The organism is Clostridiales bacterium FE2011 (assembly GCA_017569305.1).
Classification (GTDB): Bacteria; Bacillota; Clostridia; order Christensenellales; family Aristaeellaceae; genus Aristaeella.
On sequence record CP069418.1, the window covers coordinates 976388 to 1000888 of the forward strand.

Consider the following 24501-nt stretch of genomic DNA (forward strand, 5'->3'; position numbering starts at 1 on the left):
TTCATATACGCAGATCAATCCCACAAGGGTGAAAAATGCTCATAGATGAAATCACGGTATTCAGCGAAAAGAGGATCGTTCAGATCATCACGGAAACAGTTGGCAACTTCCTTCTGTTCATCCGGATCAATATCGGCATAGCGGCGGATCATCACATTCCCGGCCGCTTCCTCCTTCAGGATCTCTGCATAGACGTTGTGGATATGTTCCAGAAGGACGACCGGAACGTCCACGGAGCTCTCCCAGCTATGACCTCTGGTGTTTTTCAGTGTCTCCGCAGATACAGGCCTGTAAATAAAGCCTTCTTTTCCGTCATACAGGACCTTCAGCTGATCGGGAAACCGTTCAAAATAAGTTTGGATTCCATCCCTCAGTCCCATGGTGACAAAGTTCTCCTGCCTGCTTCTGCAGCAGACAAGCGCGTATACCCTGTCCGTCGTAAAGTACGCGACTTTGCTCCCGTCAACATGGGATTTTGCGTTGGCGAGGATCGTGTCCAGTCCGCCGATTACCGTACCGTGGAAAAAAGCATTTTCCGGTATCAAACTGAATCCTCCTTTTACCCATAAAACATACACGTTCTTCAACTGCTTTTTGTGGAACTTTTCCTGCTCCCATGCGTCATACAGAGTGAAAGCACTGAAAACCATCTCCACCGACCCGTAAGGAGGAATCCCCATGAAACGCAATCAGATCCTGACCGCAATCCTGCTGGTCCTGCTGCTCACGCTCTGCTTCGTCGCCTGTGCCTGTGCCGCGGAAATCCGTCCCATCCCGGTTGATCATGACAGTCTCGACCAGGGCAACGGCGAATTCCGGCTCTCCTTCCGGAGCACAGACCGGATCGGTAACGGCGGATACTTCATTGCTGTTCTGTATCTGCAGGATCATTACGATGCGAAACAGATCCGTACACTCAAGCCCGGAAACCGGATTCTGGTCAATGACCGGTCCTGGACCGTAAAGGAAATCATTCCGCATACGGATCCGGATTCACCAGGCTCCGTCACTGCCTTTGAAATCTGTCCCGAAGAAGTCTTCGACGGTTATATAGTTTTCGAGTCCTGCAAAGATGGCTCCTTTATCGCCGTTGTCAACGACTGGATTCCTGTCACGTCTGTGGGCTTTGCAAAGGTTCTTCTTCCCCTGCCGGACAGTTTCAGGTACACCCCCGTCGTTTCAGGTGAAGAAGATATGCCTTTAAGCGCTGAAGAATTCCTTAATTCGCTGCAGGCGGATGAAAACCCTTTCAATGCTTATAACACTTCCGGCATTTTCGAGAACGGAAACCTGGTCTCCATCACCCATGCCTCCTATCCAAACGGCCCGGATAATGATGAAGAGCAGCCTCCGGTCTGGAAGTTCTGTCACGGTCTGCGCGACGGTCTCGATACCGCTGTCATCACAGCGTATTTCACAGACTGCGAGACAGGTGCTGAGCTGGCAGAGGTCTCTCCTGAAGAAGCAGAGTGGGTCCGTTGCATCGCCATGAACAGCAGGGTCATGGAAAAAGCCGATGACACTTCTGTCACCGGCGGCACCTGGATATACTCTTTTGAAACACCCGGCGGAAAACATCTCCTGTCCATTGAGATGTACCGCGGCCTGATTGTCGGAAGCGACGGTATGTACGCTTACCGGTGAGCCTGAATGCTTACTTCCGTTCCTTCCGGCGGGCAGTTTTGCAATACGGTCCCGGCTTTCAGCGAAACGCCGCGCAGCGCACACAGGTCATTGACGGTCACAAGCAGCATGTTTTCCTGCTCAAAGAACCGCATGGATCGTTCCGCCAGATCCCCGGCATAGATTTTGACATCGTGGAAAAGCACGATACTTCCGTCACAGGCAATGCTGGCGCGGCCGCAGCAGCCCAGCATGTCCTGTTTTCCTTCACCGGCGGACGAATCCGTGGAATTGGTATCCCACAGGATCTGGGCCAGCTCGGTGCCTGAATTGACGTATCCCTTCCAGTTTCCTCCCGGAGGACGCATCATGATCGGGAGCCTGCCGATGATGCTGCCCATAGTCTCGTTATACTGCGTTTCCCAGTCAGTCACCTTTTCCGTTGTCACGCCTTTGGTGGCATGTGCCCAGGTATGGCTTTGCACGCTGTGACCGGCGTCAAACTCCATATGAAGCATCTCGGCATTGCCCTCCAGGCGGTGCCCTGTCGTAAAGAAGGTCACCTGCCCGGGATGGCGGACGGATGAACTCAGCACGCCCCTGGTTGTCCCCTTTCCGGGGCCGTCGTCATAGGTCAGTGCAACCAGCTTGTAGCCGGTGCAGTCTGTTTCTTTCCGTGCCTCTTCCGTCAGGATTTCACGCAGCTCCGGCACATAGATTTCCACCCGCAGGAGCGCCTCGGCATGGGCAGGATACACGTCTGCCGCGGGGAAAAACAGTGCCAGATGCCCGGGAGTCACGATGAACCCGGCCTCCGTCAGGCTTTCACGGCTGCAAATCGCGTTCAGCGCTTTCTCATTTGGTTTGTCTTCAGGAAAGCTTTCCTCTACCTGCTTCCGGATTTCATCCAGCAGTTTCTCCCAGCCCTCCTCACGGATAATATCTCCCAGCCGGATCAGCCGGCCGGATTCCATATCGTAGGTATAATCTTCACATTTCACCCAGTTCTGGTTGCTCTTTGCCGAGGTCTGTGCGCATACATGGAAGCTCAGCCAGCGGTCACCGGTCCGGGTAATCTGTGTATAGATATCCGCATGGGCACATCTCTTGTTGAAATCCTGTCCCTCCGGTACCATCGCTTCTGCTTCTTCTTTCAGTGCCGCCACCCTGCCATTGATCACGTCATTCACGTCTTCCCTGGCGGACTGCAGTTCTGAATAGGTAACGATCCGATAGCCCTTTGCCCTGTAGCTTTTGACCTCCTGCGTCACCTTCAGCACATCCGGGATCGTCCGTTCTGCTGCGGCTGCGGATACAAAAACAGATAAAGCCAAAATGCACAGTAAAAGCCATCGGATCTTTTTCATTTGCATATCACGTTACTTCCTCAATCAGCTTATAGAACCGGGTCTCATTGCCTTTTGTCAAGGATTATACCAGAAAAACGCAAATTTGTACCCGTTTTTCAAAAAAATACTGACAAATCATATGAAGTATACCGAATTGCCGTCAAAAACATCTTATGATATCGGCAATATCAGATAAATTGCCTTGCTGAAGCGGCCGGTCCGGGGTATGATAAGGGCAGTAAAAATCTGAGGTAAATGGCCATGAGAACCGTTGATCTGTCGGGTATCTGGGAATGCTCCATCCCGGGGCAGTCCGGAGAAATCCGTCTGCCCGGAACACTGGATGAGGGCGGCTTCGGCCTGCCGGATGATCCCCATAAACAATGGCAGGCAGAGGAAGTCAAAAAGCTTGGCTTCTGGCAGGAAGGCGATCCTATTGTCACGCGCCTGACCCGCAGGTATTCCTTCGAAGGCCAGGCAAAGTTCAGCCGGAAAGTCTCCTGGGGCTGCTCTGCTGACTGCCGCGTCTTTCTGGAATGTGAACGAGCCCGCCGTCTGCGGCTCATCGTCAACGGTCAGGAAGTCCCTGCCGTGGAGCCGGTCTGTCTTTCCGCCCCTGCTGTTTTTGAAGTAACCGGCCTGGTCACAGGCGAGGATGAATTTACCCTGCTTTCAGACAACAGCTATCCCGGCTGGCCCCGGGATGCCATCGTATATGCTTCCGCCGCTTCAGATGAAACCCAGACAAACTGGAACGGCATCACCGGGTATCTCCGCCTGAGGATTGAGAAGCCGGATTATATTGCCGGAATCCGTGTTTATCCCGGGGACGGCCGGGTGGACATCCGGATCGGGCTGAACCTGTCCCGTCCCGTGGACGGCCCGCTTCATATCGTCTCCCCGGCCCTGCAGGAAGAACCGGAGATACTTCTCCCGTCCAGGGTCGGAACCTTTGAAGTCGCATGTACTGCCCGGCTGCGCCCGGAGATCCGCTTCTGGGATCTGGAGGAAGGAAACCTGTATCCCCTGACCGTCAGTGGAGAAGGACTGGAGAGCCGGACCGTATCTTTCGGTGTGCGCAATTTCGCTGCCCGTGACGGTCACCTGACCCTGAACGGAAGGCGTATCTTCCTCCGCGGCGAAACAAACTGTGCCGCCTATCCCGAAACAGGATACATCCCGACAGATGTGGACACGTGGACGGCCATTCTGGAAAAATACCGGTCATATGGCGTGAACTGCGTACGCTTTCACAGCCATTGTCCGCCGGAAGCCGCCTTTACTGCCGCGGACAAGCTGGGCATGCTGATGCAGCCCGAGCTTTCCCACTGGGATCCAAAGGATGCCTTCGCCACAGAGGAAGCCCAAAGCTATTACGCAGCCGAAGCCAGGCAGATCCTCCGCCATCTGGCAAACCACCCGTCCTTTGTTATGCTCAGCTTTGGCAACGAACTGCATTTCCGTGACGAATTCCGTCCGTATATCGACTGCCTGCTGCGGGAGCTTCGGGAAATGGATCCGACAAGACTGTATACTTCCGGATCCAACGCTTTCTATGGTGCAAAAGGGCCGAATCCGTCGGATGATTTCTATACTTCCAGCGATGACCGGGGGCAAATGCTCCGCGCCGCCTCCGCAAACTTCCAGGGCTGGCTGAACCAGGCTAACCCGAACGCCTGCATCGATTATTCTGCTGTAATGACAAGGCTCCGTGCAAATTCAGCCCACCCTGTCTTCTCCTTCGAGGTCGGGCAGTACGAAGTACTTCCGGACTTCAGTGAAATCCGGGATTACCGCGGCGTGACCGTTCCCGGCAACCTGAGGCGGATGGAACAGAAAATGCGTTCTGCCGGACTGGAAAAGATCTGGCCCCGCATGGTCAGTGCCACAGGCGAAAACGCGCTGCAGTGCTACCGGGCGGAAGTGGAAGCCGCCCTGCGCACGGAAGATTTCAGCGGCATCTCCCTGCTGAGCCTGCAGGATTTCCCGGGTCAGGGCACCGCGCTGGTAGGCATGATGAATACACACCTGCAGCCCAAGCCGTATCCTTTTGCAGATCCCACACGGTTCGCTGCGTTCTTCCGGGATGTACTGCCCCTGGCGCTGCTGCCCCGGTATGTTTTCACCGCCGGTGAGGAGATCTCCGTCCCCGTGCGGATCGCCAACTATGGCAAAACGGATCTGGATGGTCCCTGTACCTGGGTTCTTTCCGGAGAAGGGACTGCTCTTTCCGGCGGAACAGAATCCATCCGTGTTCCGGCCGGTTCCCTGTCCGGAACAGCTGAAATCACCCTCCGTCTGCCCCGTCAGGATGAAGCCGTACAGCTGACCCTGTCCCTGCAGTACTGCGGAAGCAGCAACACTTATCCGCTCTGGGTCTATCCGGATGAAAAGCCGGTTTGCCCGGCGGATGTCCTGGAATGCCGCGTACTGGATGAAGCCGCCCGGCAGGTGCTTGCCTCCGGCGGAAAAGTATACCTTGCGCCAGACAGTACGGCGGAAGCGCTCCCCTGCTCTGTCCAGGCACAGTTCACCCCGGATTTCTGGTCGGTCTGCACCTTCCCCACCCAGTCCGGATGCATGGGGCAGCTCATCGATAAGGATCACCCCTTGTTCCGGGCTTTCCCCACAGAAAGCTGGAGTACCTGGCAATGGCATCCCATGGCGTGCCAGCGGGCTCTTCTCCTTCCCCGGAGGATGAAAGCCATTATCACGGAAATGGATTCCTGCGCCCTGCTCCGCCCGATGGCCCAGCTGTTTGAATGCCGCTGCGGCAGCGGACGCCTGATGGTTTCCTCCCTGGGCCTGCACCAGCAGGAGCAGTCACCGAACGTCAGGGCATTACAAAAAGCCATATATGACTATATGGCTTCAGATCTGTTCCAGCCAGAAGAAGAACTCAGCCTTGAAACAGCGGCGGAGTTTCTTCCCTTCCGTTAATTATTCCTTTTCTGCCGGTAAAATATATCCCAGGGTCTTCAGTTCCCGGGCCGCGGCGGCAGCAAAGCGCTCCGCGCCGGCCCGCTGCGTATGCGCGTTGTCCTGCAGCCCTTCCGGATAAGCAGGATCCTCACCGGGAGAGAAATGCATAAACAGGGCTTTGCTCCCCTCTTCTCCCATTGCTTCGACGATCCGGAAACTTTCCGAGTACAGGTCGATCAGCGGAACCTGCATTTCTTCCGCCACAGACCGCATGGCCGCCGGGTATTCCCCATGGGTCGGCTGCAGTTTCCCGTCCTGCCAGATCCGCATGCAGATGGATGTCAGCAGGATCGGTACTGCGTTCCTTTCCCTCGCAAAGCGGATAAAAAAGCGAAGATTCTCCGTATACTCCGTCCAGGGTGCCGCATAGCGCTCCGGCTTTTTTTCATTCTCATCATTATGGGCAAACTGAATCAGGATCAGGTCGCCGGGGCATGCTTTTTCCGCCGGCTGCAGCCTGTTTTCAGCCAGGAAGGTTTTCGTGCTCCGCCCGGCCATCGCCAGATTCACAACGGAAACCCCGGGAAGAAAATCCCCCAGCAACTGCCCCCAGCCAACCATCCTGGTTTCCCCGGCTCGATAGGAGGCGGCGGTGGAATCGCCGCAGATAAAAATTTGCATGTTTTCTTCCCCGCTCACAGTTTTCCGGCAGCCCGTTCCAGGTAAAGCCTTGCTTCTTCCGCATTTTCAGGCACGGTGTTTTCCAGCGTCATGGGCAGGCCACGCGCTGCCGCAAAGGTCAGCAGCTGTTCATACCGCATGGAGCCCAGGCCGCAGGCGCAGGCGTCCATTTCGCCTTGCGGAGTAATCACATAATCCTTCATATGCAGGATCCGCACCCGGTCTCCCAGCATGGAGATGGCATTGCGGATGATGTCCTCCGCCCGGTCCGCCTCTTCCGGTGCAATCAGGTTCACTGCATCCAGGATAATCTGCAGGTTTTCGGAGGGCAGCTCTTCCAGCATGCGTGCCGCTCGTTCCGGGGTGGAAATGATATGGCACCAGACCGGTTCCACCGCCAGCACCGCCCCGCATTCCTCCGCGCAGCGGACAACAGGTTTCAGGCTGTCCAGCTGCAGCCGGAAAGCTTCCTCGCTCTGCGGTGCCGGATCTGAAAAAGCTGATTCAGGGTTGGCATAGGTCTCTGTGCCCACAACCCGGGCGCCGATCTTTGCCGCGAAGCGCAGGTGTGCTTTGTAGATTTCCTGAGTCTGTGCCCTGCGTTCCGGATTCGGATCCGCCAGGTTCAGGTAGCAGCCCAGCACTGCGCATTCCAGGCCAGATTCATCAAATTCCTTCCGGACGCGAAGCGCATATTCATCCGTCAGTTTCTCCGGTGCGTCTTCCATGGCGAAATCGTCCAGCACCTTGCTCAGTGCCACATGCGCGCAGGAAAAGCCCTGCGCCCGTGCAAACGCCAGGCGCTCCTTTAAGCTTCCGGGTTCCGTATCGTGAAGACGAATTCCGATATTCATGAATACCTCCGGCTGTCGCGGTTATTTCAGGAACGGAACACAGGCAGGGATGCGCCGCATGCCGTTCACAACCAGGCGGCAGATTTCCTCCGCGCCGTATGCGTTGAAATGGGTTTTATCGTCGTGTCCGTCCGGGAAGTCCGGGTTCTCCCCGGGTGCAAGGCGTACAAAGAGCTCCGCTGTTTTCTCCTCCCCAAGGGAGAGATACAGTTCCCGGCTGTCCTTCTTCAGGTCAATCAGGGGAATATTCTTTTCTTCCGCCAGCTTCCGTACTGCCCGGGGATATTCCCCGTGGGTATACAGCATGGCGCCGCCGCCTACAAAGAACCGGCGGGAAACCGGCGTCAGCAGCACGGGATACGCGCCGCGTTCCATCGCGGCTTCGCAGTAACGCCACAGGTTTTCCGGATAGGTGGTATCCGGATCTGTATGGCGCTCGTCATCCTTTTCATCGTTATGGCCGAACTGGATCAGCAGGAGATCCCCTGCGGACAGTCCTTTCTCCACCGGATCCCAGAGGCCTTCCGCCCGGAAGCTGCGGGTGCTGCAGCCGGAAAGCGCATGGTTTCGTACCTCCACGCCTTCCTTCACATATTTCGGCAGTGCCCATCCCCAGCCGCGGAACGGCGGTTTGTTATCCTCCACCGTGGAGTCGCCGATGATATAGATTGCAGCCATAGGCTTACCAATCCTGCCAGACCTGTTTCAGGTCAATCACGCAGACCTGTCCCACTCCGTTCTCATCGGGATTGGAGAAGAGGATCTGGTCTCCCCTGCGGTTGAAGGAAGGATGCTGGTGATCCGCACCGGTCTTGCAGCTGCCGGTGAAAGCAATGAACTTCGATTTGCCGGTGGCCCGCTCAAAGAGAACCACACCCTCCTGGACCGTGGTGCCCAGGTAGCTGATCCGGTCGGCGCACAGCCACTTGTGATCCCGGCTGATACAGGGATGGAGGATCTGCATGCTTTGCGCAGCGATGTCAAAATGCCGTCCGTCCTTATCGCCGATGATGATGTTGCCGGTATGGAATTCTCCCTTGCTGCCGTCCACAAATCCGGCTGGATCCAGCTTCATCAGCGCCATTTCCGTACCGTCGGAAGACCACACCTCATGGGTGATCCACTCGCTGGGATGCTCCACGTAGTAGGGACGCACATACCGTTCCTTCACGTCAAACATCCAGGTACGCTGGAAGGCGTCCCCTTCAGTCTCGTGGATATAGAAGATCAGGTTCTCATCCGACGGGCAGATCTGTGCGTGGCCCAGGCGGTAATCGCTCTGGTAGACCACTTCCGCTTCCTTTCCGGGATCCATGATCACCAGGCCGTAATACTTGTTCGCCAGGTGATAGCTGCAGGCGATCCGGCCTGAAGCGGATGCCGTCAGGTGGCCCGTAATCTGGCCGCCCTTCGGCAGATCGCCGATCTTCGTCATTTCATTGGTGGCCAGATCCACGGCATACACTTCCGTCTCGTTTTTGCAGGTGTAGCCGATATTCTTTTCCCGGTCCGTGGCAAAGCCCCGGAAGGAGTAATCCGTCACCCGGTCGATTTCACCGGTTTCCACATTGGCCCGGTAGCATCCGCCGTCGGTCTTTCCTTCCAGCTGCTGCTTCATGAAGAAGAAGTATTTGTCATCCACGGAGAAATTCTCGCAGGTGAAGTACAGTTTGGCATTTCTTTCAGGGCCGTTGGCGTAGCGCCGGATTTCATAGCCCGTAACCGGATCGCGATAGATTTCCATATTTTCAGGTCCTCCTGTGTTATAGCGTTACGGTCTTGCCGGCGGGAACGCATACAATCATCCCGTCATTGACCGCAATCCAGCAATCCCGTGCATTGGGATTGAAAACGAAGCTGTTGTCCGCCGCAAACTGCAGGCGGGCGAAATCGTCCATGCAGTCCATGAACTCTATATTGGTACAGTACCAGATATCAGCCTTCCCGCCCATCATGGCGCAGAATTCTTCCATCAGGTCCCAGTTGTCTTTATCGTCAAATTCATAGCTGTGTCCCCAGACGTACATCAGGTACAGATACTGCTTTTTGTATAGGTCCAGGAACTGTTCTCCAAGCTCCAGCAGCCTGTGATTGTGGTGGCAGGTCGCCTGCCAGCGGTAGGGGTTTTCCGGCAGCGCAAAGCTGTCCGAAGAGCCCACCACCCGGGAATAGCGGATTCCCAGGGATGGGAGAAGTTTCTCGATATCCCGGGTCACGGAACCGTTCGGATAACTGAGGCCCCGTACAGGATATCCTGTCTGTTTCTCCAGGAATTTACGGTCTGCCAGCACCTCCTGCGCCACTTCCGGCAGGGGGCAGCGGGCAATGGTGGGATGGGTCACGGTATGGCAGGCTACTTCATGTCCTGCGTACAGGGTGGAAATCTCTTCCGGCAGGACCCTGTCTCCCCTGTCAAACAACCCGCTGTTCAGATGGAAAGTTCCTTTGATCCCGTTCCGGTTGAAAATGTCCACCAGGCGGCGGTCCTGCGTGCGTCCGTCGTCATAGCTCAGGGTCAGGGCTTTATGCTTTCCGCCGGGAAAGCAGCAATAAATCCGGTTCATCGTCTGCCTCCTGTGATGTTCCTTCTCATGAAGGGAGGGGCTGCCGCATCTGCGGCAGCCCCGGAATGCGTTTCAGAGCTTACTGCTGAGCAGCGTGATAAGCTTCGTTGTACTCCTGGGTCATGGCGTCTCCGCCCTGTGCGGCCCAGTCTGCCCATGCAGCGCGGAGTCCGGCTTCATCAATGATGCCGGCAATGTACTGCACAGCCGCGTCAGAGATGATGGGGCTCAGCTGGGCGCCGTAGTCGATGTTGGTCTGGCTGACCAGCGGATAGCAGGGATCCAGCACCGCGTAGGGAGCCAGTTCCACGTTCAGGTCAGCAAAGCGCTGACGGGACTCGCTCAGCTTCATGGCGGGTTCCACCGCGTGGTAGGAGACGCCCATGTTCAGCTGGTTCAGGTCATGCAGGAACTGTTTGCCCGCGTTGCTCTTTTCATTGTACTCTTCTTCGGGCAGCTTGGAAATATCAATGCGGTATCCGTCATCACCCATCCAGTAGGTCACATTTTCAACGCCCAGGTTCAGCATGGAGATACCGGCGTCGCTGTTGCACCAGTCAAGGAACTTCATGACCTTTTCCATGTCTTCCGCCTTAACGGACTTGGTCACCAGGATTTCACCGGAGAAGCCGGGGTTCTGGGGCCAGATGGTGATGGAGCCGTCAGCCTTGGCCAGCGGTCCGACCTGTGCGAAGATCGTTTCGGTAACGCCTTCCACATTGTTTTCGAACCATTCCTGCTGACGGTAGGCATTGTCCAGGCAGTCAAACCGCATGAACGCCTTGTTGGTGCGCTCGATGTCGTTCCAGTCGTTGGTGGAGATCTGTGCGAAGTTGGGGTCGATGCCGCCGATTTCATACAGATGGCGCAGCCAGTTCAGGCCTTCCAGGTAAGCGGGAGACAGATGTGCGGGATAGATGTTGCCGTTCTCGTCAACACCCCAGTTGTTGGGAGCGCCGTAAGCCACGGTGATGAAGCTGATCGTGCCGGCGGTATAGGAGCAGATATTCAGGGCATAGGTGTCATCGCTGTACTTGGCCAGCGCTTCAGCCAGCTCGGTCAGGTCGTCCAGGGTCTTGACTTCCTTGTCGAAGCCGACTTCCTTGGCGATATCGGAGCGGTAGTAGGCACCGCCGCGGGGATAGTTGCGGGTACGATAGATGCCGTATACGCGGCCGTCCACGGAGATGTTGTTGTAGATCTGGCTGTCACCAAGGGCCAGGTTCGGATAGTTTTCCGCGTCGGAGACGTAATCGGTCAGATCCCAGAAAGCGCCTGCGCGGGCGGAGTTCATGATCAGCGGGCTGCGCGCGTCGGTCGCGGCAATCAGCATCGGCAGATCCTTGTCCGCCATGGTGGTATTCAGGATATCACCATAGTTTTCGTTCGGAGCCCAGGTGATCTGGAGGCGAACGCCGGTTGCTTCCTCAATCGCGTCCAGGATGGGGTTATTCTCCGCCACAAAATCCACGTCCATCGTGAATTCGGGCAGCAGCACGGTAACCACAAGGGGTTCATCCGCAGAGGCGAAGCTCATCATGCCGAGGGCAAGCAGCAGCGCCAGGAGAACAGAGACCAGTTTCTTCATGGGTATTTCCTCCTTATAAATAATTGATATCATTCAGCAGCGTTACCCAGCGCTGCGGACAACCTTTGGAAAGAGGTTCATCCTTTTAGTGCGCCGACCATAACGCCCTTCACGAAATACTTCTGCAGGAAGGGATAGACGCACATGATCGGCACGGTGGAAACCACAATAACCGCCATCTTGACGGACTGTTCCGGGGGCTGGATGAATTCCGGATCCATGTTGGTGATATCGCCTGCGGAGCCGTTGGCCAGGATGATCAGTTCCCGCAGCAGCACCTGCAGCGGCCACTTTTCCTTGGCGCCGGTCATATAGATCATGGCACCGAAATAGGCGTTCCAGTGACCCACGGCATAGAACAGGCCGAAGGTAGCCAGCACGGGCAGGGAAAGCGGAAGTACAATCTTCCACAGGATTCCGATATCGGTGCTGCCGTCGATGGCCGCAGACTCCTCCAGTTCCTGGGGAATCCCCTGGAAGAAATTCTTGACAATCATCAGGTTATAGGAGGAGATCGCCCCGGGCAGCAGTACGGCCCAGAAGGTATTCTTCAGGTTCAGGACGTTGGCGATGATGATATAGCCCGGGATCATGCCGCCGGAAAAGAACATGGAGATGATGACCATATTCAGGAAGAAGTTCCGTCCGCGCAGCCGCTTCTTGGACAGGGCATAGGCCATGGTCACCGTGAAAAACAGGTTGATGGCCGTACCGCAGACGGTGATGAAAATCGAATTGCGGAAACCTTGCAGGATTTTGTTCGAGGAGAAGATAAACTTGTAAGCGTTCAGGGTCACATCCTGCGGGATGATGAACATCGGCCGGGTTGTGATTTCATATTCCGTGGCAAAGGACGCGCTGATAATGTAAATGAAGGGGAACAGCGTCGTCAGGGCAATCAGGGTAACAATCAGGTAGTTCATCACGTCGAAGATCCTGCTGCCCAGCGTGGCATTCTGGCCGACCGGACCGCTGGAGATCTTCATCTTCGTGATGTCCTTGCCGTTGATGATGATGCTTTCGGGCATCTGCTTTTTCTTCATGCCGGTTCCCTCCTCAGTACAGCCCCTGCTCGCCGAGCAGGTGGGCAATCTTGTTGGAGCCAAGCACGAGTGTCACACTCACGATGGACTTCATCAGGCCGATGGCGGAAGCATAGCTGAACTGTCCCTGCTGGATACCCTGCTGGTAGACGAACACGTCCAGCGTCTGGCTGGCGGAACGGTTCAGCGGGTTTGCCATCAGGATCAGGTGGTCGTAACCGGTATCCAGCATGCTGCCCATCCGCAGGATCAGCATCAGCACGATGGTGGAACGGATAGCCGGCAGGGTGATGTGCCACAGGCGGCGGAGCCGTCCGGCGCCGTCCACCATGGCCGCCTCGTACAGCTGGGTATCCACATTGGTCAGGGCTGCCAGGAAAATGATGGTGCCCCACCCGGTTTCCTTCCAGATCGTCTGGCCGATAATCATCCAGCGGAAGGTATCCGGCGATCCCATGTAGTTGATGGCGTGTCCCAGCAGGTTCTGGGTTGCCTTGTACACAATTCCGGAAGGTCCGAACATCACGAAGGTGATGGATACGACAATCACGATGGAAATGAAATGCGGCACATACAGGAATGTCTGCAGCAGTTTCTTGTACCGCAGTTTGCGCATTTCATTGAGCAGCAGTGCCAGGATAATCGGTGCCGGGAAGAAGAACACAATGTTCATCAGGGAAAGGATCAGCGTATTCTTCAGGTAGGTCAGCCATGCCGGAAACCGGAAGAAGCTGTTGAACCACTTGAGGCCGACCCATTCGCTTCCCAGCACGCCGGAGAACGGGACGTAGTTTTCAAAGGCAATCACGATCCCGAACATGGGGAGATACTTGAACACAATGAAATAGATCAGGCCGGGCAGCAGCAGAAAATACAGCCACTTGTCCCGCCGGACTTCATTGCCGAGCCTGCGCCAGTATTGCTTTCCCGTTCCGTGTATCGCACGGCGCTCTATCGCTTTCGTTGTCATGTGTTTCTCCACTTTCTCGCTTTATTCGGGCTGTGTGTTCCGGATCATCAGCTCCGTCAGCATCAGGAAGGTCAGCCCCTGTCCGTAGGCCGTCGGGGTTACAATAATGTCCTTGTAATGCTGCAGGTTATGCCCCATGCCGGTGCCGCCGGAAACGCCCTGCACAGCGCCGGTTTCATCAATCTGGCCCAGCACGGCGTTTGCGGAGAGCATTCCCATCTGCTGGTAGGGTTCCTCCGGCAGCCAGCCCAGCCGGATGCCTTTCAGCACGCCGTAGGCAATCGCTGCGGTGGCGCTGGTTTCGCAGTAGGTTTCCTCCACGTCAATCAGCGTCGTGAACAGTCCGTTCACCCGCTGGTACTTCCACAGCGCCAGCACCTGATCCAGCCAGGCGGAACGGATCAGCCTCATGGCCGCGTTGTCCCGCTTCGTAATGTCGTACAGCTCAATAGCAGATACGGTGAACCAGGCATTCCCCCTGGCCCAGAAGGCTTCGGCAAAGTTGTGCCGCCGGTCAAACGTCCATCCGTGGTAGAACAGGCCGTTCACCTTGTCCTGCAAATACCGGATATGGATCAGGAACTGATATTCCGCTTCCTCAATCAGTTCCGGCCGGTTCAGCACTACGCCGGCCTTTGCCAGGAAGAGACAGACCATGAAAAGGGTGTCGCACCAGAGCTGCTGGTAATGCTTGTTCCATACCGTGCAGTGCTGCAGTCCGCCGTATTCCGTGCGGGGCATTTCATTCAGCACCCAATCCAGCCAGCTTTCAATTTCAGGAAGATACTTTTCGTTCTTCGTTTCATCATACAGGCAGGTCAGCGTCAGCACCGGCGCCACCGTATTCACATTGCGGTGCGGCTTCTCTTCCCGGGAAAGCATATCGTCGTACCAGCCGGTCAGGTAGTCCAGCACGGTACGATCCCCGCTCTGCTGATAAGTTTTATAGATGCCGTAGAGGGCGACACCCGTCGGCCACTCCCAGTTGTTCATCGTCAGATGTCCGCGGGAAGGATCGTTCCCGTCTGCCCGCTGCAGCATGCCCAGAACCCGGTCAGCTGTCTGTCGATACGTTTCACCCATGTATGATCACCTGCTTGTTTTCTTGTTTATGATAGCGCTTACAGTATAAAGATATCCTTTGCAAATGTCAATATCATGTTTAAAAATGGCCAAAATAGATATTTATACCTTGATTAGATGGAAAATATTAGTTATAATGTTAGCGCTTACATAAGCGATGAAGTGTTATAATCATATAAATCTGACTATCAGGTATGGGGGAATACGATGAGCAGCGAAAGCGTCACGATCTATGACATTGCGTCGGAAGCCGGAGTTTCCATCGCCACGGTCTCCCGCGTTCTGCGCGGGGAGGCAAACGTGTCCGAAGCCACCCGGAAAAAGGTCCAGGATGTCATTGACCGCCGGAATTACCGGCCCAGTTCCATTGCCAGGGGACTGACCAGCAAAACCACCCATTCCTTGGGAATTATCCTGCCTAAACTGCTGAATCCCCACTACGCCATGATCTTTACCGGTGCCCAGGAGGAAGCCCGGAAGCTCGGCTATACCATGAGCCTCTTTCCCTGGTCCAGTCTGGATACCCGGGAATACAATCCCGCCGCCATGCTGGCGGAACGCCGTCTGGACGGATTGATCGTCTGTGTTGAGTATCTGCCGCCCGATCATGACGTGCAGGTGCTTTCCGCCCTGCATGACCTGCGCCAGTATATGCCGGTGGTCCTGATCGGCTGTGTGCCTCCCTCCTATGATTTCCCTGCCGTTACCAATAACTCCGCCGCCATGATGCAGGAGGTCGTCCGGTATCTGACCGGCCTTGGCCACGAGCGCATCGCCTTTATCGGCGGTGTTGAGGAAGACCGGGATCCCCTGCGCCGGGACGTGGGATATGAGAACGGGCTGAAGGATGCCCGCCTGCCCTATACCGCTTCCTATCGGATCTATTGCAAAGGAACAACCGAAGCCGGCAGCGCCGCACTGAACCAGATGCTGGATTCCCTGAAACCGGAATACTGGCCCACCGCCGTCATTGCCCTGAATGACCTGGTCGCCATGGGATGCATGGCCGCCGCGCGTGACCGCGGTCTTTCCATTCCGGATCAGCTGTCTGTGATCGGCTGCGACAACCTGTTCTGCGCGCCCTATCTGTATCCGCCGCTGACCAGTATCAACACATATCAGCAGCGCACCGGTGCCCGGGCTGTCCAGCTGCTGATCAGCGGCGAAAACAAACAGGAAACCGCGGACTGGGAACTGGTGGAGCGCGCATCCTGCGCCCGGCTTAAACCATAAGCTTACAGGAGGAAAAGGAAGATGGAACGTTTTGCCTGGAAAGGTCGTATCAAACCCGGTATGCAGGAGGAATACAAGCGCCGCCATGATGAAATCTGGCCGGAGATGCTCGCACTCCTGAAAGAGGCCGGCATCCGGAACTATTCCATCTGGAGTGACGGCCGGGATGTCTTCGGTTATTACGAGTGCGAGAAAGGAATCGCTTTCGCGGAGAAAACCCAGGCCGGAAGCCCCATTGTCGACAAGTGGAACGACTATATGGAAGACGTGCTGGATCTGGTCATGGATCCGGAAACCGGTGCCCAGCCCAAGCTCCGGATGATGTTTATGATGGAATAACGCCAAAGGCGGAGGAAACACTGCATGGCACGTCCAAAGCGCATGATCCTTGAATACCGGAACTATGAACTGCCTCCGGATTTCCCCATTCTCGTACTGACCGGGGATCGGTGGCATATCAGTCCTGTGCCCGGAAAACATCTGCATATCCATAACTGCCTGGAAATCGGCCTGTGCCATTCTTCCGGCGGCACCATGGTTTTCGGGGATCAGCAGGTTCACTTTACCGCCGGGGATGTCACCTGTATAGCGAGGAATGTCCCCCACACAACCTGGTCCGATCCGGAGGAGGCCAGCCGGTGGAGCTACCTGTTCCTGGATGCGGACACCCTGCTGGGACCTTCCGTTCTCCGGCAGCACAGCGGCCTGAAGGACGCCGGACATTTCCTCTCTGACTGCCGCCTGCTGCTGCACTCGAAAGATCATCCCTGGATTCAGTCCCAGGTTGAGGAAATCATCGATGAAATGCAGCGTAAAGCGCCGGGATACCACACCTGTGTCCGGAGCCTGTGCACCGCATTGCTCATCGGGATGCTCCGGGTGTACAGTCAGGAGAACAAAAGCAGCGTACGGGATCCGCATATGTCGGTAATCTCCCCCGCCCTGGATTATATTCATGAAAACTACATGCTGGATTTCCCGCAGGAAGTCCTGAGCAGCCTGTGTCATTTGAGCCCCACCCATTTCCGGCGGCTTTTCCGGGAGCAGATCGGTACCTCTCCCCTGTCCTTCCTGCATCAGACCCGCATTCTGAAAAGCTGTACACTTCTGCGTTCCTCCGCCCTTTCTGTTACGGAGATTGCCGACAAGGTCGGCTATAACTCCCTGAGCAGCTATAATCGGCATTTTGCCCAGGCGCTGGGCAGTACACCCAGGGCCTGGCGGAAAGCTTCCGGTGACAGCCTTCAGCCGTCCCTGCTCACTTTTACCGGCTGGACGGAGGCGGAGGATCTCCCGCAGGAAATGACGTAAGTCCTTTATTTGTACAGCTGAACAATGATTTTATGCCCCGGCGCCCCCCGAACAGGCGGCCGGGGTTTATGGTCGTTTTTGCATAGTTTTAACAGGAAACAGAGTGGAAATAGCCATCTGCTCCTCCTATAATTGAATTAAATAAGAATGCACATAAACATACAAATCGTTTTTACGAAATCATGCAAACCGAAACGTTTTAAGGGAGAAACAAGGTATGGATGCGAAAAAGGTGAAAGCTCCTTCCCTCAGGGAAAGGACTTCCTGGAAAAAAGCCCTGCAAAGGGACTGGCATCTGTATCTGTTGCTGCTGATTCCGGTCACGCTGGTCATTCTGTTCAATTACGGTGCCTATCCGGGTCTGCGCATGGTTTTCTACGACTATAAGCCTGCCAAGGGTTATGACGGCAGCAAATGGGTCGGGCTGGAAACCTTCGCAAAGGTTTTCCGGGATAAGGATTTCCTTCGGGCGCTGAAAAACTCCATCATCTTCAATATCCTGGACCTGGCCGTCAGTTTCCCGATGCCCATCGTGCTGGCCCTGATGCTGAATGAACTCCGTTTTCCCCGTTTTAAAAAGGTCACACAGACCGTGCTTTACCTTCCCCATTTCCTTTCCTGGGTCATCATCGGCTCCGTCGCCTACCAGCTTTTTAAACCCACTACCGGTATCGTTAATGTACTGATGATGAAATGGGGATGGATCAACAGCGGCATTCCCTTCCTCACCGAGCTGAACCATTGGGCGTCGACGTACCTGCTGATCGGTGTATGGCAGGGCATGGGCTGGGGAACCATCATCTACCTGGCAGCCATCACCGGCATTTCCGGAGAGCTGTATGAAGCCGCCATGATTGACGGCGCCAACCGTATGCAGCGGATCTGGCACATCACGCTCCCGGGCATCAGGAGCACCATTGTCGTGCTGCTGATCATGAACCTGGGTAAAATCATGGGCAGCAACTTTGAACGGCTGGATGTCTTCGCCAACTCTCAGGTGCGGGATTACCAGTATCAGCTGGCCATCTATATTTATGAAAAAGGCCTTGCCAATTCCAAGTTCAGCATGGCCACTGCGGTGGGTCTCTTCCAGAGTCTCGTTGGCCTGATGCTGGTGCTGATCAGCGACCGTTTCGCCAAACTCATGGGCGAAGACGGTCTGCTGTAAGGAGGTGGGAATGATGGTCGGAAAAGAAAAAGATTTCGATACAATCAATGACGGTTCCCACGCGATCCGCAAATTCAACTTCGTGGATGTCCTGATTATCGTCATCCTGGTGATCCTGTGCCTCACCTGTATCCTGCCCTTTATCCACCTGGCTGCCAAATCCGTTTCCAGCAACACGGCAGTCATGCAGAAGTCCGTTGTGCTATGGCCCAAAGGGCTGAACTTTGACGCTTATCGGTCCATTTTCCAGGACGGCACCCTGGTACATTCCTTCCTGTACAGCGTCGGCGTGGTCATCATTTTCACAATTCTGGGGATGATCACCTGCACCTGCGCCGCCTATCCCCTTTCCCGCAGGCGGCTGAAGGGCCGGGCTTTCTTCACCGTCATCCTGATGATCCCCATGTATTTCAACGCCGGACTGATCCCCACCTACCTGCTGTACCGGGATCTGAAGATGCTCAACACCATGTGGGTGCTGATCCTGCCGCTGATTTATTCCGCCTATAATATGCTGATCATGAAGAACTACTTCCAGTCCAGCATCCCGGACAGCCTGGAGGAAGCCGCCTTCCTGGATGGCGCGAACAATTTCCAGATCCTGTTCCAGGTGGTGCTTCCGCTGTCGCTGCCCATCATTGCGACCCTGTCCCTGTTCTACGCGGTGGGCCGGTGGAACGCTTATGCGGATAACAAGTACTACATCACCAAGGAAGGCCTGAAGATGATCCAATACAAGCTGTATCAGCTGGTTTCATCCGCTACCGAAGCCCAGACTGCCACCCTTTCCGAGGCCATCGAAGTCACCAGCACCCCGGAAGTGCTCCAGGCCGCCTGTATCATGTTCACAACCCTGCCGATCATCTGTATCTATCCTTTCCTGCAGAAGTATTTCGTAAAGGGTGTTATGGTCGGAGCAGTCAAGGGATGAATCTCTTTCGACCGTCAGTAACGGAAATTTCGAAAGAGATGAATTCAACCGAAACGAGCGAGCTGCCTGGCAGGCAGTCGCGACGATTGGTTGCGGACAGAAGTCCAATAATCTGTTAGTCGGATTTCGGAGCATGCGATTTGCTCTGAGAATAAAAAAAGGAGGATACCTTTATGAAGAAAATCCTTGCGCTGGTGCTGGCAGCCGTCCTGATGCTGTCACTCCTCCCCATGGCCGCAGCGGAAACTGCCGATTGGGAACCCTTTGCCGAGAACGTGTCCATCACGATTCCGGTGTATGACCGCGGACAGGCCGGCGTGCCGAACGTGGAAAGCAACTACTGGACCAAGTGGATCCAGGAAAACTTCGGCGACAAGTACAACGTCACCGTGAACTACGTTGCTATCCCCCGTTCCGACGTTATGACCAAGTATTCCATGCTGGCAGCCGCCAATGAGCTGCCCACCGTCCTGATGGAATATGACTATCCGAAAGTCACCCAGTGGGCTGCTGACGGATACCTGACCACCTTCAGCATGGACGATTTCGCGGCTGTTGCCCCCACCTACTATCAGCGGATGGTGACCAACAACCAGCTGACCTACACCCAGATCAACGGCGAAACCTATTTCGTTGCCGCCTACCGTCCCTACTATGACACTTCCTACACCTTCCAGACCTTCGTCCGGAAAGACTGGCTGGATCAGATCGGCTACGATCATGTGCCGGTAACAGTCTCTGATTACAATGCCGCCATGCTGAAGATCAAGGAAGCAGGCATTGCCGAGCATCCCGCCGGCGGTTCCATGGTGACCGGCGTCGGTTCCGACCAGAACTACGCCTGGCGCACCTGGCCCCTGGATGAAAAAGAATGGGCCATGTACGGCGACTACAACATTCCTTCCCTGGGCTGGGAACCCAACAAGCTCTTCCTGAAGAATGAAAACTACAAGTACAATGCCGGCATCACCGATCCGGAATACTACCTGACCGGAACCGAGGATGAAAAGACCAACTTCATCAACGGCAAGACCTATTCCTACGCCGGATACATCTCCGCCAACATGGACTGGCTGACCGCCTTCTATGAAGCGAATCCCGATGCCGAGCTGGCCATCGCTCCCGTTTCCGCGGAAATCGACGAAGCCACCGGCACCAACCCCGGCTACCGCACCGACAACCCCTTCGGCATGATGATCGGTTTCTCCAAGGATGCCACCGCTGACCAGCTGAAGGCTGCCTGGATGTACATGGAATGGCTGACCCAGGAAGGCAACCTCTTCAATTTCCAGTGGGGCGTTGAAGGCGAAACCTACAAGTACGATGAGAACAACCTGCCCGTCAGCGTCAGCGACTATGACGGTGAATACAAGCTGGGCTTCAACAACAACAAGGACTACTGGTGCATCACCATTGAAGCCCGCCAGGCCGGTACCATCGAAGACGTGATCAGCAACAACATGCCTCACGACCTGAAGCAGGACTTCACCGAAGACGTGATTGCCTGGTACAACGCCAAGGTTGCCATCCGTGACAACGGCTGGGCCATCGCCAACGCGCTGTTCTCCGTTTCCATGGAAGCGGAAGCTGAATACCAGACCGTCCTGGTTGAGAAGTACAAGGAACTCCGCGACAAGCTGACCATGTGCGCTCCCGAAGAGTTCGACGCCCTGTATGATCAGTTTGCTGCCGAGTACATGGACGCCGGTTACCGTGAAGTGACCGAAGAACGTGCCGCCGCGTACGAAGCGGGCAATTCCACCCACCTGCTCAACAAGGAACACAAGTAATTCTGATCTTTACTCAACACATAAAGCCGGAGCCTGATGGCTCCGGCTTTATTATGGAATTTGTTATCGGCATATATAAAACAGATCTGCTCTTCATTCAGGATTTGAGAATACGGTCAATCTCCTCCAGCTCATCTTTCGTAAAATCTCTTTTCTGCAGTGCGTTCACATTTTCCATAATCTGAGACGCACGCGACGCACCGAGAATAACAGAAGTCAGGGAGTTTCGTAAATCCCAGACAGTCGCCATCTGAGCCAGTGTCTGTCCCCTGTTAAGGGCTATCTCAGACAAAGCATGAACCTTTGCAAGAAGCTGCTCAGTAATACGACTCTCGCTGAGAAAAGGAGAAGCCGATGCAGCACGGGAATCTGATGGGATACCATGAAGATACTTATCTGTCAGAAGTCCCTGTGCCAGCGGACAAAAGCATACAGAACCTATTCCTTCCTGTTCCAGTATTGGTTCCAGTTCTTCATAAAACTCCCTGTCAAGCATGTTATACCGTGGTTGATGAACTGTCAGCGGTGTACCCAGAGAGCGCATCAAAGACGCCATTTTTTGGGTCTGTTCCGGTGTGTAATTGGACACGCCGACATACAATGCTTTCCCACTTCGGACGATATAATCCAATGCAGCAGCCGTTTCCTCCATGGGAGTATCCGGATCAGGCCTGTGATGGTAGAAAATGTCCACGTATTCCAACCCCATTCGATGCAGGCTTTGATCCAGTGAAGCTATCATATATTTTCTGGACCCGTGGTCCCCGTAGGGTCCCGGCCACATGATATAACCGGCTTTAGTGGAGATAATTAATTCATCCCGATAAGCGGACAGCTCCTTATGCAGTATTCTGCCAATATTCTCCTCAGCCGCTCCGGGAGCCGGTCCATAATTGTTGGCAAGGTCAAAATGTGTGATACCCAGATCAAAAGCGGTTGTCACCATATCAGCCATATTGGCATATTCCGCTGAAGACCCGAAGTTATGCCACATACCCAAAGACATAGCGCTCAGCAGGAGTCCGCTCTTTCCACAGCGGTTGTATATCATTTTATCGTATCTTTTTTCACTGGCCTGATACATTTGCCACCACCTCCTCAACTCTCACACGTCTCTGTCTGTCATCTTTTCCGGATAAAACCGGTGTGTTCTTCATCATTCTTTTACACAAACAAAGCGCATTTCCCCGGCATCAATATGTACCTGAGTCATACCGGATGGCATCGTCACGTTCACATCCAGCGGCTCGCTGCTGTTGTTCATCACCACCAGCGTCCCTGATTCCGGATACCAGGCGCATTCCGCCAGCGGTTGGTCCGTCAGGCCGGCTGTACTTCCGTCTGTTCCTGTCAGGAACAGCAGCATCTCCAGCAGCATGCGGGCCGCTTCCGGCGTGTAGGCAAACCCGCCCATGTACACAGCCTGCCCTTTCCCGAAGGAATGAAGGGTCAGCACCGGGGTATTTCCGCAGGCAAGCAGCACCCGCGTATCCGGACCGGTCAGCCGGATTCCTTCCGTCTTCCCGACGCATTCCCTCGCGGTAAAGAAGGGCGCCCCTTCTTCTGTAAACTCCCACGGGGCATGGCAGGCATAAGCGCCGTCATCCCGGTCCACGCCCAGCACATGTGCCAGTGCGAAGCGGGAGTCTCCCCCTTCCGTTGCGGAAGGTTCGCCGACGCCGATCAGACAGCCGCCCTCCGCCACAAAACGGGTCACTTCGCTGACCACTTCCGGGGATTTCCAGGCCTCTCCGCCGCTCCAGGCGTCTCCTGCTTTTCCGGCATTAATCAGCACGTCCGTATCCTTCAGTGCGCCGTTTTTCACATCTTCAAAATGGATGAACTTCACCCGGACCGGCAGTCCTGCCAGCGCTTCGTTGATGTGAATCAGGGGATTCCAGTCTGTTTCATGGAAATGTCCGGAAAGCGTCCAGGAGCGCAGCGCGCCCCATGCATGCAGTACGGCAACCGTCACCGGCAGTTCTACGGGCGCTCCCTGGCTGTGCAGGTCCTTCAGTTTCCGGAAATCTTTCGCCATTCCTTCAATGGTATCGTTAAAGGCTTCCTGGCCGATGGTTAAGTGCAGGTAGCCGCCCAGGCCGATCCGGTCCACGCACTGCCTGGCCAGCGCCCTGCGCACGTGCAGCCAGTATGCCTCCGCATCCTCTTCCGGATGTCCGCCTTCCGAGAAAGTAGGCAGTCCGCCCAGTCCCACCGGGAAAAGGTACGGATGGAACCGCAGTTCATGCACCGGCACTTCTGCCCCGGCACACAGCCGGCATTCAAAGCCGGAAAACACGCATTTGATCAGCCCGTCAAACCCGACGGAAGCAAAGTACGGGCCGTTCGGTTCCATGCCGACCCAGCTGTCATCATAAAAAACGTATGCTTCCTTGCCGAAGGAGTGGATGATATCCACCAGTGCCCTGGCCTTTTCCGCCACAAAGCGCTGGGTAAAATCCATATAATCCCGTTTGCGGGCAGTCGGCGGCCGGTGCGTTGCCTGGAGCCTGCCTTTATTGATGAAGTCCTCAGCGGTCAGCGCGTATCCGTATTCCTGTTCAAAGGCCTTCAGGGCAGCCGGGCTCACCGTAAAATCATAGCTTGCCCAATCGACAAAACGGGTACGGCGGCGCATATCGCTTCCGAAAATCCAGACGAAGTTGTAGAACAGGGAGGTCAGCCGGACTACGTTTGTATCCGGATTATGCTCACACCAGTTCCGGAGCCAGTCCTGCAGGTATTTCCACGCTTCCGGATGCCGGGGATCCAGCTGGCGCAGGTGTTCACTCTGCCAGTGGTTGGTTGTGTGGTTGTACATGTTGATCTCTTCCCAGATCCGCCACGCCAGGAAGGAGACGGAATATCGGTGGTACAGGGTGCAGTGGTTCACCGTCACCCGGCCGTCCGCATATTCCCATTCTTTATCAGAGAGAATCCTGTTTTCCGTCCGGTCCCAGACCTGCCAGTATGCCATCGCTTCCGCCGAATCATTGATTTCGAACTGCTCGTCAAAATACCCGTCCAGCGGGTGGATGACCAGTGTTTCAGACAGAGCTGTCTGCGGTTCGGAAAACAGGAAGGTCTGCTGCTGCGCATCCGGATGGGAACGGGCAAACTCATTGTGTTCCCGGATAATACAGATTGTGGAATAGATCCGGTATCCCGCTTCCGTGATCTCCGGAGACAGCTTTGTTCCGTCGGAATCGCGGATCACGTCCGCGCCCCACTTTTTTGCCATCTCCAGGGTTAGTTGCTCATAGCCTGCTTCACCGGGAAGCGTGAAACCGCCGGCAGCGTAATCCTTCATTGTGATTCTCCTGTTCTTTGTCCGTCAGTCGTCAGGGACAGTTCTCTTTACTGTATTTTACCAGACAGAAACAGCCGATTC

The 24501-nt window shown here is 55.3% G+C and carries 21 protein-coding genes; 8 read left to right on the forward strand and 13 right to left on the reverse strand.

The window, feature by feature from the left end; translation table 11 throughout:
• Positions 1 to 14: 14 nt before the first annotated feature.
• Positions 15 to 680 (reverse strand): hypothetical protein, encoded by a 666-nt coding sequence (locus tag JRC49_04645; protein ID QTE72114.1) that lies wholly within the window; start codon positions 678 to 680, stop codon positions 15 to 17.
• Here JRC49_04645 and JRC49_04650 point away from each other — a divergent pair.
• Complete coding sequence (locus tag JRC49_04650; protein QTE72115.1) at positions 679 to 1644, forward strand: hypothetical protein; 966 nt, start codon at positions 679 to 681, stop codon at positions 1642 to 1644. The genes JRC49_04645 and JRC49_04650 overlap by 2 nt on opposite strands.
• On the opposite strand, the gene JRC49_04655 is transcribed toward JRC49_04650, so the two are convergent.
• Positions 1635 to 2990, reverse strand: coding sequence for a polysaccharide deacetylase family protein (locus JRC49_04655; protein ID QTE72116.1), 1356 nt, complete (start codon positions 2988 to 2990; stop codon positions 1635 to 1637). The two genes, JRC49_04650 and JRC49_04655, sit on opposite strands and share 10 nt — an antisense overlap.
• Before the next feature lie 243 nt (positions 2991 to 3233).
• Here JRC49_04655 and JRC49_04660 point away from each other — a divergent pair, with 243 nt between their 5' ends.
• On the forward strand, positions 3234 to 5912 hold the full coding sequence (locus tag JRC49_04660; protein ID QTE72117.1) for a hypothetical protein: 2679 nt from the start codon (positions 3234 to 3236) through the stop codon (positions 5910 to 5912).
• Here JRC49_04660 and JRC49_04665 read toward each other — a convergent pair whose 3' ends face one another.
• The 9 genes from JRC49_04665 to JRC49_04705 all read right to left on the reverse strand — a co-directional run bounded on the left by JRC49_04665 (position 5913) and on the right by JRC49_04705 (position 14677).
• Positions 5913 to 6575 carry a rhamnogalacturonan acetylesterase gene (locus tag JRC49_04665; protein QTE72118.1) on the reverse strand — a complete coding sequence of 221 codons (663 nt, stop codon included), beginning with the start codon at positions 6573 to 6575 and terminating at the stop codon, positions 5913 to 5915.
• 14 nt (positions 6576 to 6589) lie between these two features.
• Positions 6590 to 7429 carry a sugar phosphate isomerase/epimerase gene (locus JRC49_04670; protein QTE72119.1) on the reverse strand — a complete coding sequence of 280 codons (840 nt, stop codon included), beginning with the start codon at positions 7427 to 7429 and terminating at the stop codon, positions 6590 to 6592.
• A 21-nt stretch (positions 7430 to 7450) separates the two neighbouring features.
• Positions 7451 to 8107 carry a rhamnogalacturonan acetylesterase gene (locus tag JRC49_04675; protein ID QTE72120.1) on the reverse strand — a complete coding sequence of 219 codons (657 nt, stop codon included), beginning with the start codon at positions 8105 to 8107 and terminating at the stop codon, positions 7451 to 7453.
• A gap of 4 nt (positions 8108 to 8111) precedes the next feature.
• Positions 8112 to 9173 carry a hypothetical protein gene (locus JRC49_04680; GenBank protein ID QTE72121.1) on the reverse strand — a complete coding sequence of 354 codons (1062 nt, stop codon included), beginning with the start codon at positions 9171 to 9173 and terminating at the stop codon, positions 8112 to 8114.
• 19 nt (positions 9174 to 9192) lie between these two features.
• Entirely contained in the window at positions 9193 to 9993 is an 801-nt protein-coding gene (locus JRC49_04685; GenBank protein ID QTE72122.1) for a polysaccharide deacetylase family protein, read from the reverse strand.
• 79 nt (positions 9994 to 10072) lie between these two features.
• Complete coding sequence (locus JRC49_04690; protein ID QTE72123.1) at positions 10073 to 11581, reverse strand: extracellular solute-binding protein; 1509 nt, start codon at positions 11579 to 11581, stop codon at positions 10073 to 10075.
• A gap of 77 nt (positions 11582 to 11658) precedes the next feature.
• Complete coding sequence (locus tag JRC49_04695) at positions 11659 to 12567, reverse strand: carbohydrate ABC transporter permease (GenBank protein ID QTE72794.1); 909 nt, start codon at positions 12565 to 12567, stop codon at positions 11659 to 11661.
• A 70-nt stretch (positions 12568 to 12637) separates the two neighbouring features.
• A complete protein-coding gene (locus JRC49_04700; protein QTE72124.1) occupies positions 12638 to 13594 on the reverse strand; it encodes a sugar ABC transporter permease in 957 nt (318 codons plus the stop codon).
• A 21-nt stretch (positions 13595 to 13615) separates the two neighbouring features.
• Positions 13616 to 14677, reverse strand: coding sequence for a glycoside hydrolase family 88 protein (locus tag JRC49_04705; GenBank protein ID QTE72125.1), 1062 nt, complete (start codon positions 14675 to 14677; stop codon positions 13616 to 13618).
• Between the two features lie 207 nt (positions 14678 to 14884).
• Here JRC49_04705 and JRC49_04710 point away from each other — a divergent pair, with 207 nt between their 5' ends.
• The 6 genes from JRC49_04710 (at position 14885) to JRC49_04735 (ending at position 21110) form a co-directional block, all read left to right on the forward strand.
• Entirely contained in the window at positions 14885 to 15910 is a 1026-nt protein-coding gene (locus JRC49_04710) for a LacI family DNA-binding transcriptional regulator (protein QTE72126.1), read from the forward strand.
• 21 nt (positions 15911 to 15931) lie between these two features.
• The gene (locus JRC49_04715; GenBank protein QTE72127.1) at positions 15932 to 16249 is read left to right on the forward strand and encodes an L-rhamnose mutarotase; all 318 of its coding nucleotides are present in this window, start codon (positions 15932 to 15934) and stop codon (positions 16247 to 16249) included.
• 24 nt (positions 16250 to 16273) lie between these two features.
• Positions 16274 to 17221 (forward strand): helix-turn-helix transcriptional regulator, encoded by a 948-nt coding sequence (locus JRC49_04720; GenBank protein ID QTE72128.1) that lies wholly within the window; start codon positions 16274 to 16276, stop codon positions 17219 to 17221.
• Between the two features lie 217 nt (positions 17222 to 17438).
• Positions 17439 to 18389, forward strand: a complete 951-nt coding sequence (locus JRC49_04725) for a sugar ABC transporter permease (protein QTE72129.1) — start codon at positions 17439 to 17441, stop codon at positions 18387 to 18389.
• A 13-nt stretch (positions 18390 to 18402) separates the two neighbouring features.
• The gene (locus JRC49_04730) at positions 18403 to 19320 is read left to right on the forward strand and encodes a carbohydrate ABC transporter permease (protein ID QTE72795.1); all 918 of its coding nucleotides are present in this window, start codon (positions 18403 to 18405) and stop codon (positions 19318 to 19320) included.
• A 173-nt stretch (positions 19321 to 19493) separates the two neighbouring features.
• Complete coding sequence (locus JRC49_04735) at positions 19494 to 21110, forward strand: sugar ABC transporter substrate-binding protein (protein QTE72130.1); 1617 nt, start codon at positions 19494 to 19496, stop codon at positions 21108 to 21110.
• A 97-nt stretch (positions 21111 to 21207) separates the two neighbouring features.
• Here the strand turns inward: JRC49_04735 and JRC49_04740 are convergent, their stop codons facing one another.
• Both JRC49_04740 and gnpA read right to left on the reverse strand, forming a co-directional pair.
• On the reverse strand, positions 21208 to 22194 hold the full coding sequence (locus tag JRC49_04740) for an aldo/keto reductase (protein QTE72131.1): 987 nt from the start codon (positions 22192 to 22194) through the stop codon (positions 21208 to 21210).
• Positions 22195 to 22266: 72 nt separating this feature from the next.
• Positions 22267 to 24420, reverse strand: a complete 2154-nt coding sequence (gene gnpA, locus JRC49_04745) for a 1,3-beta-galactosyl-N-acetylhexosamine phosphorylase (GenBank protein QTE72132.1) — start codon at positions 24418 to 24420, stop codon at positions 22267 to 22269.
• Positions 24421 to 24501 lie beyond the last annotated feature (81 nt).

Bases quoted from the DNA above. Each gene is read 5' to 3' on its own strand.
- JRC49_04700 (QTE72124.1), bottom strand. From the start codon at position 13,594: ATGACAACGAAAGCGATAGAGCGCCGTGCGATACACGGAACGGGAAAG.
- JRC49_04665 (QTE72118.1), bottom strand. From the start codon at position 6,575: ATGCAAATTTTTATCTGCGGCGATTCCACCGCCGCCTCCTATCGAGCC.
- JRC49_04660 (QTE72117.1), top strand. From the start codon at position 3,234: ATGAGAACCGTTGATCTGTCGGGTATCTGGGAATGCTCCATCCCGGGG.
- JRC49_04655 (QTE72116.1), bottom strand. From the start codon at position 2,990: ATGAAAAAGATCCGATGGCTTTTACTGTGCATTTTGGCTTTATCTGTT.
- JRC49_04735 (QTE72130.1), top strand. From the start codon at position 19,494: ATGAAGAAAATCCTTGCGCTGGTGCTGGCAGCCGTCCTGATGCTGTCA.
- JRC49_04705 (QTE72125.1), bottom strand. From the start codon at position 14,677: ATGGGTGAAACGTATCGACAGACAGCTGACCGGGTTCTGGGCATGCTG.
- JRC49_04715 (QTE72127.1), top strand. From the start codon at position 15,932: ATGGAACGTTTTGCCTGGAAAGGTCGTATCAAACCCGGTATGCAGGAG.
- JRC49_04725 (QTE72129.1), top strand. From the start codon at position 17,439: ATGGATGCGAAAAAGGTGAAAGCTCCTTCCCTCAGGGAAAGGACTTCC.
- JRC49_04680 (QTE72121.1), bottom strand. From the start codon at position 9,173: ATGGAAATCTATCGCGATCCGGTTACGGGCTATGAAATCCGGCGCTAC.
- JRC49_04675 (QTE72120.1), bottom strand. From the start codon at position 8,107: ATGGCTGCAATCTATATCATCGGCGACTCCACGGTGGAGGATAACAAA.
- JRC49_04690 (QTE72123.1), bottom strand. From the start codon at position 11,581: ATGAAGAAACTGGTCTCTGTTCTCCTGGCGCTGCTGCTTGCCCTCGGC.
- JRC49_04740 (QTE72131.1), bottom strand. From the start codon at position 22,194: ATGTATCAGGCCAGTGAAAAAAGATACGATAAAATGATATACAACCGC.
- JRC49_04710 (QTE72126.1), top strand. From the start codon at position 14,885: ATGAGCAGCGAAAGCGTCACGATCTATGACATTGCGTCGGAAGCCGGA.
- JRC49_04650 (QTE72115.1), top strand. From the start codon at position 679: ATGAAACGCAATCAGATCCTGACCGCAATCCTGCTGGTCCTGCTGCTC.
- JRC49_04685 (QTE72122.1), bottom strand. From the start codon at position 9,993: ATGAACCGGATTTATTGCTGCTTTCCCGGCGGAAAGCATAAAGCCCTG.
- gnpA (QTE72132.1), bottom strand. From the start codon at position 24,420: ATGAAGGATTACGCTGCCGGCGGTTTCACGCTTCCCGGTGAAGCAGGC.
- JRC49_04670 (QTE72119.1), bottom strand. From the start codon at position 7,429: ATGAATATCGGAATTCGTCTTCACGATACGGAACCCGGAAGCTTAAAG.
- JRC49_04720 (QTE72128.1), top strand. From the start codon at position 16,274: ATGGCACGTCCAAAGCGCATGATCCTTGAATACCGGAACTATGAACTG.
- JRC49_04695 (QTE72794.1), bottom strand. From the start codon at position 12,567: ATGAAGATCTCCAGCGGTCCGGTCGGCCAGAATGCCACGCTGGGCAGC.
- JRC49_04730 (QTE72795.1), top strand. From the start codon at position 18,403: ATGGTCGGAAAAGAAAAAGATTTCGATACAATCAATGACGGTTCCCAC.
- JRC49_04645 (QTE72114.1), bottom strand. From the start codon at position 680: ATGGGGATTCCTCCTTACGGGTCGGTGGAGATGGTTTTCAGTGCTTTC.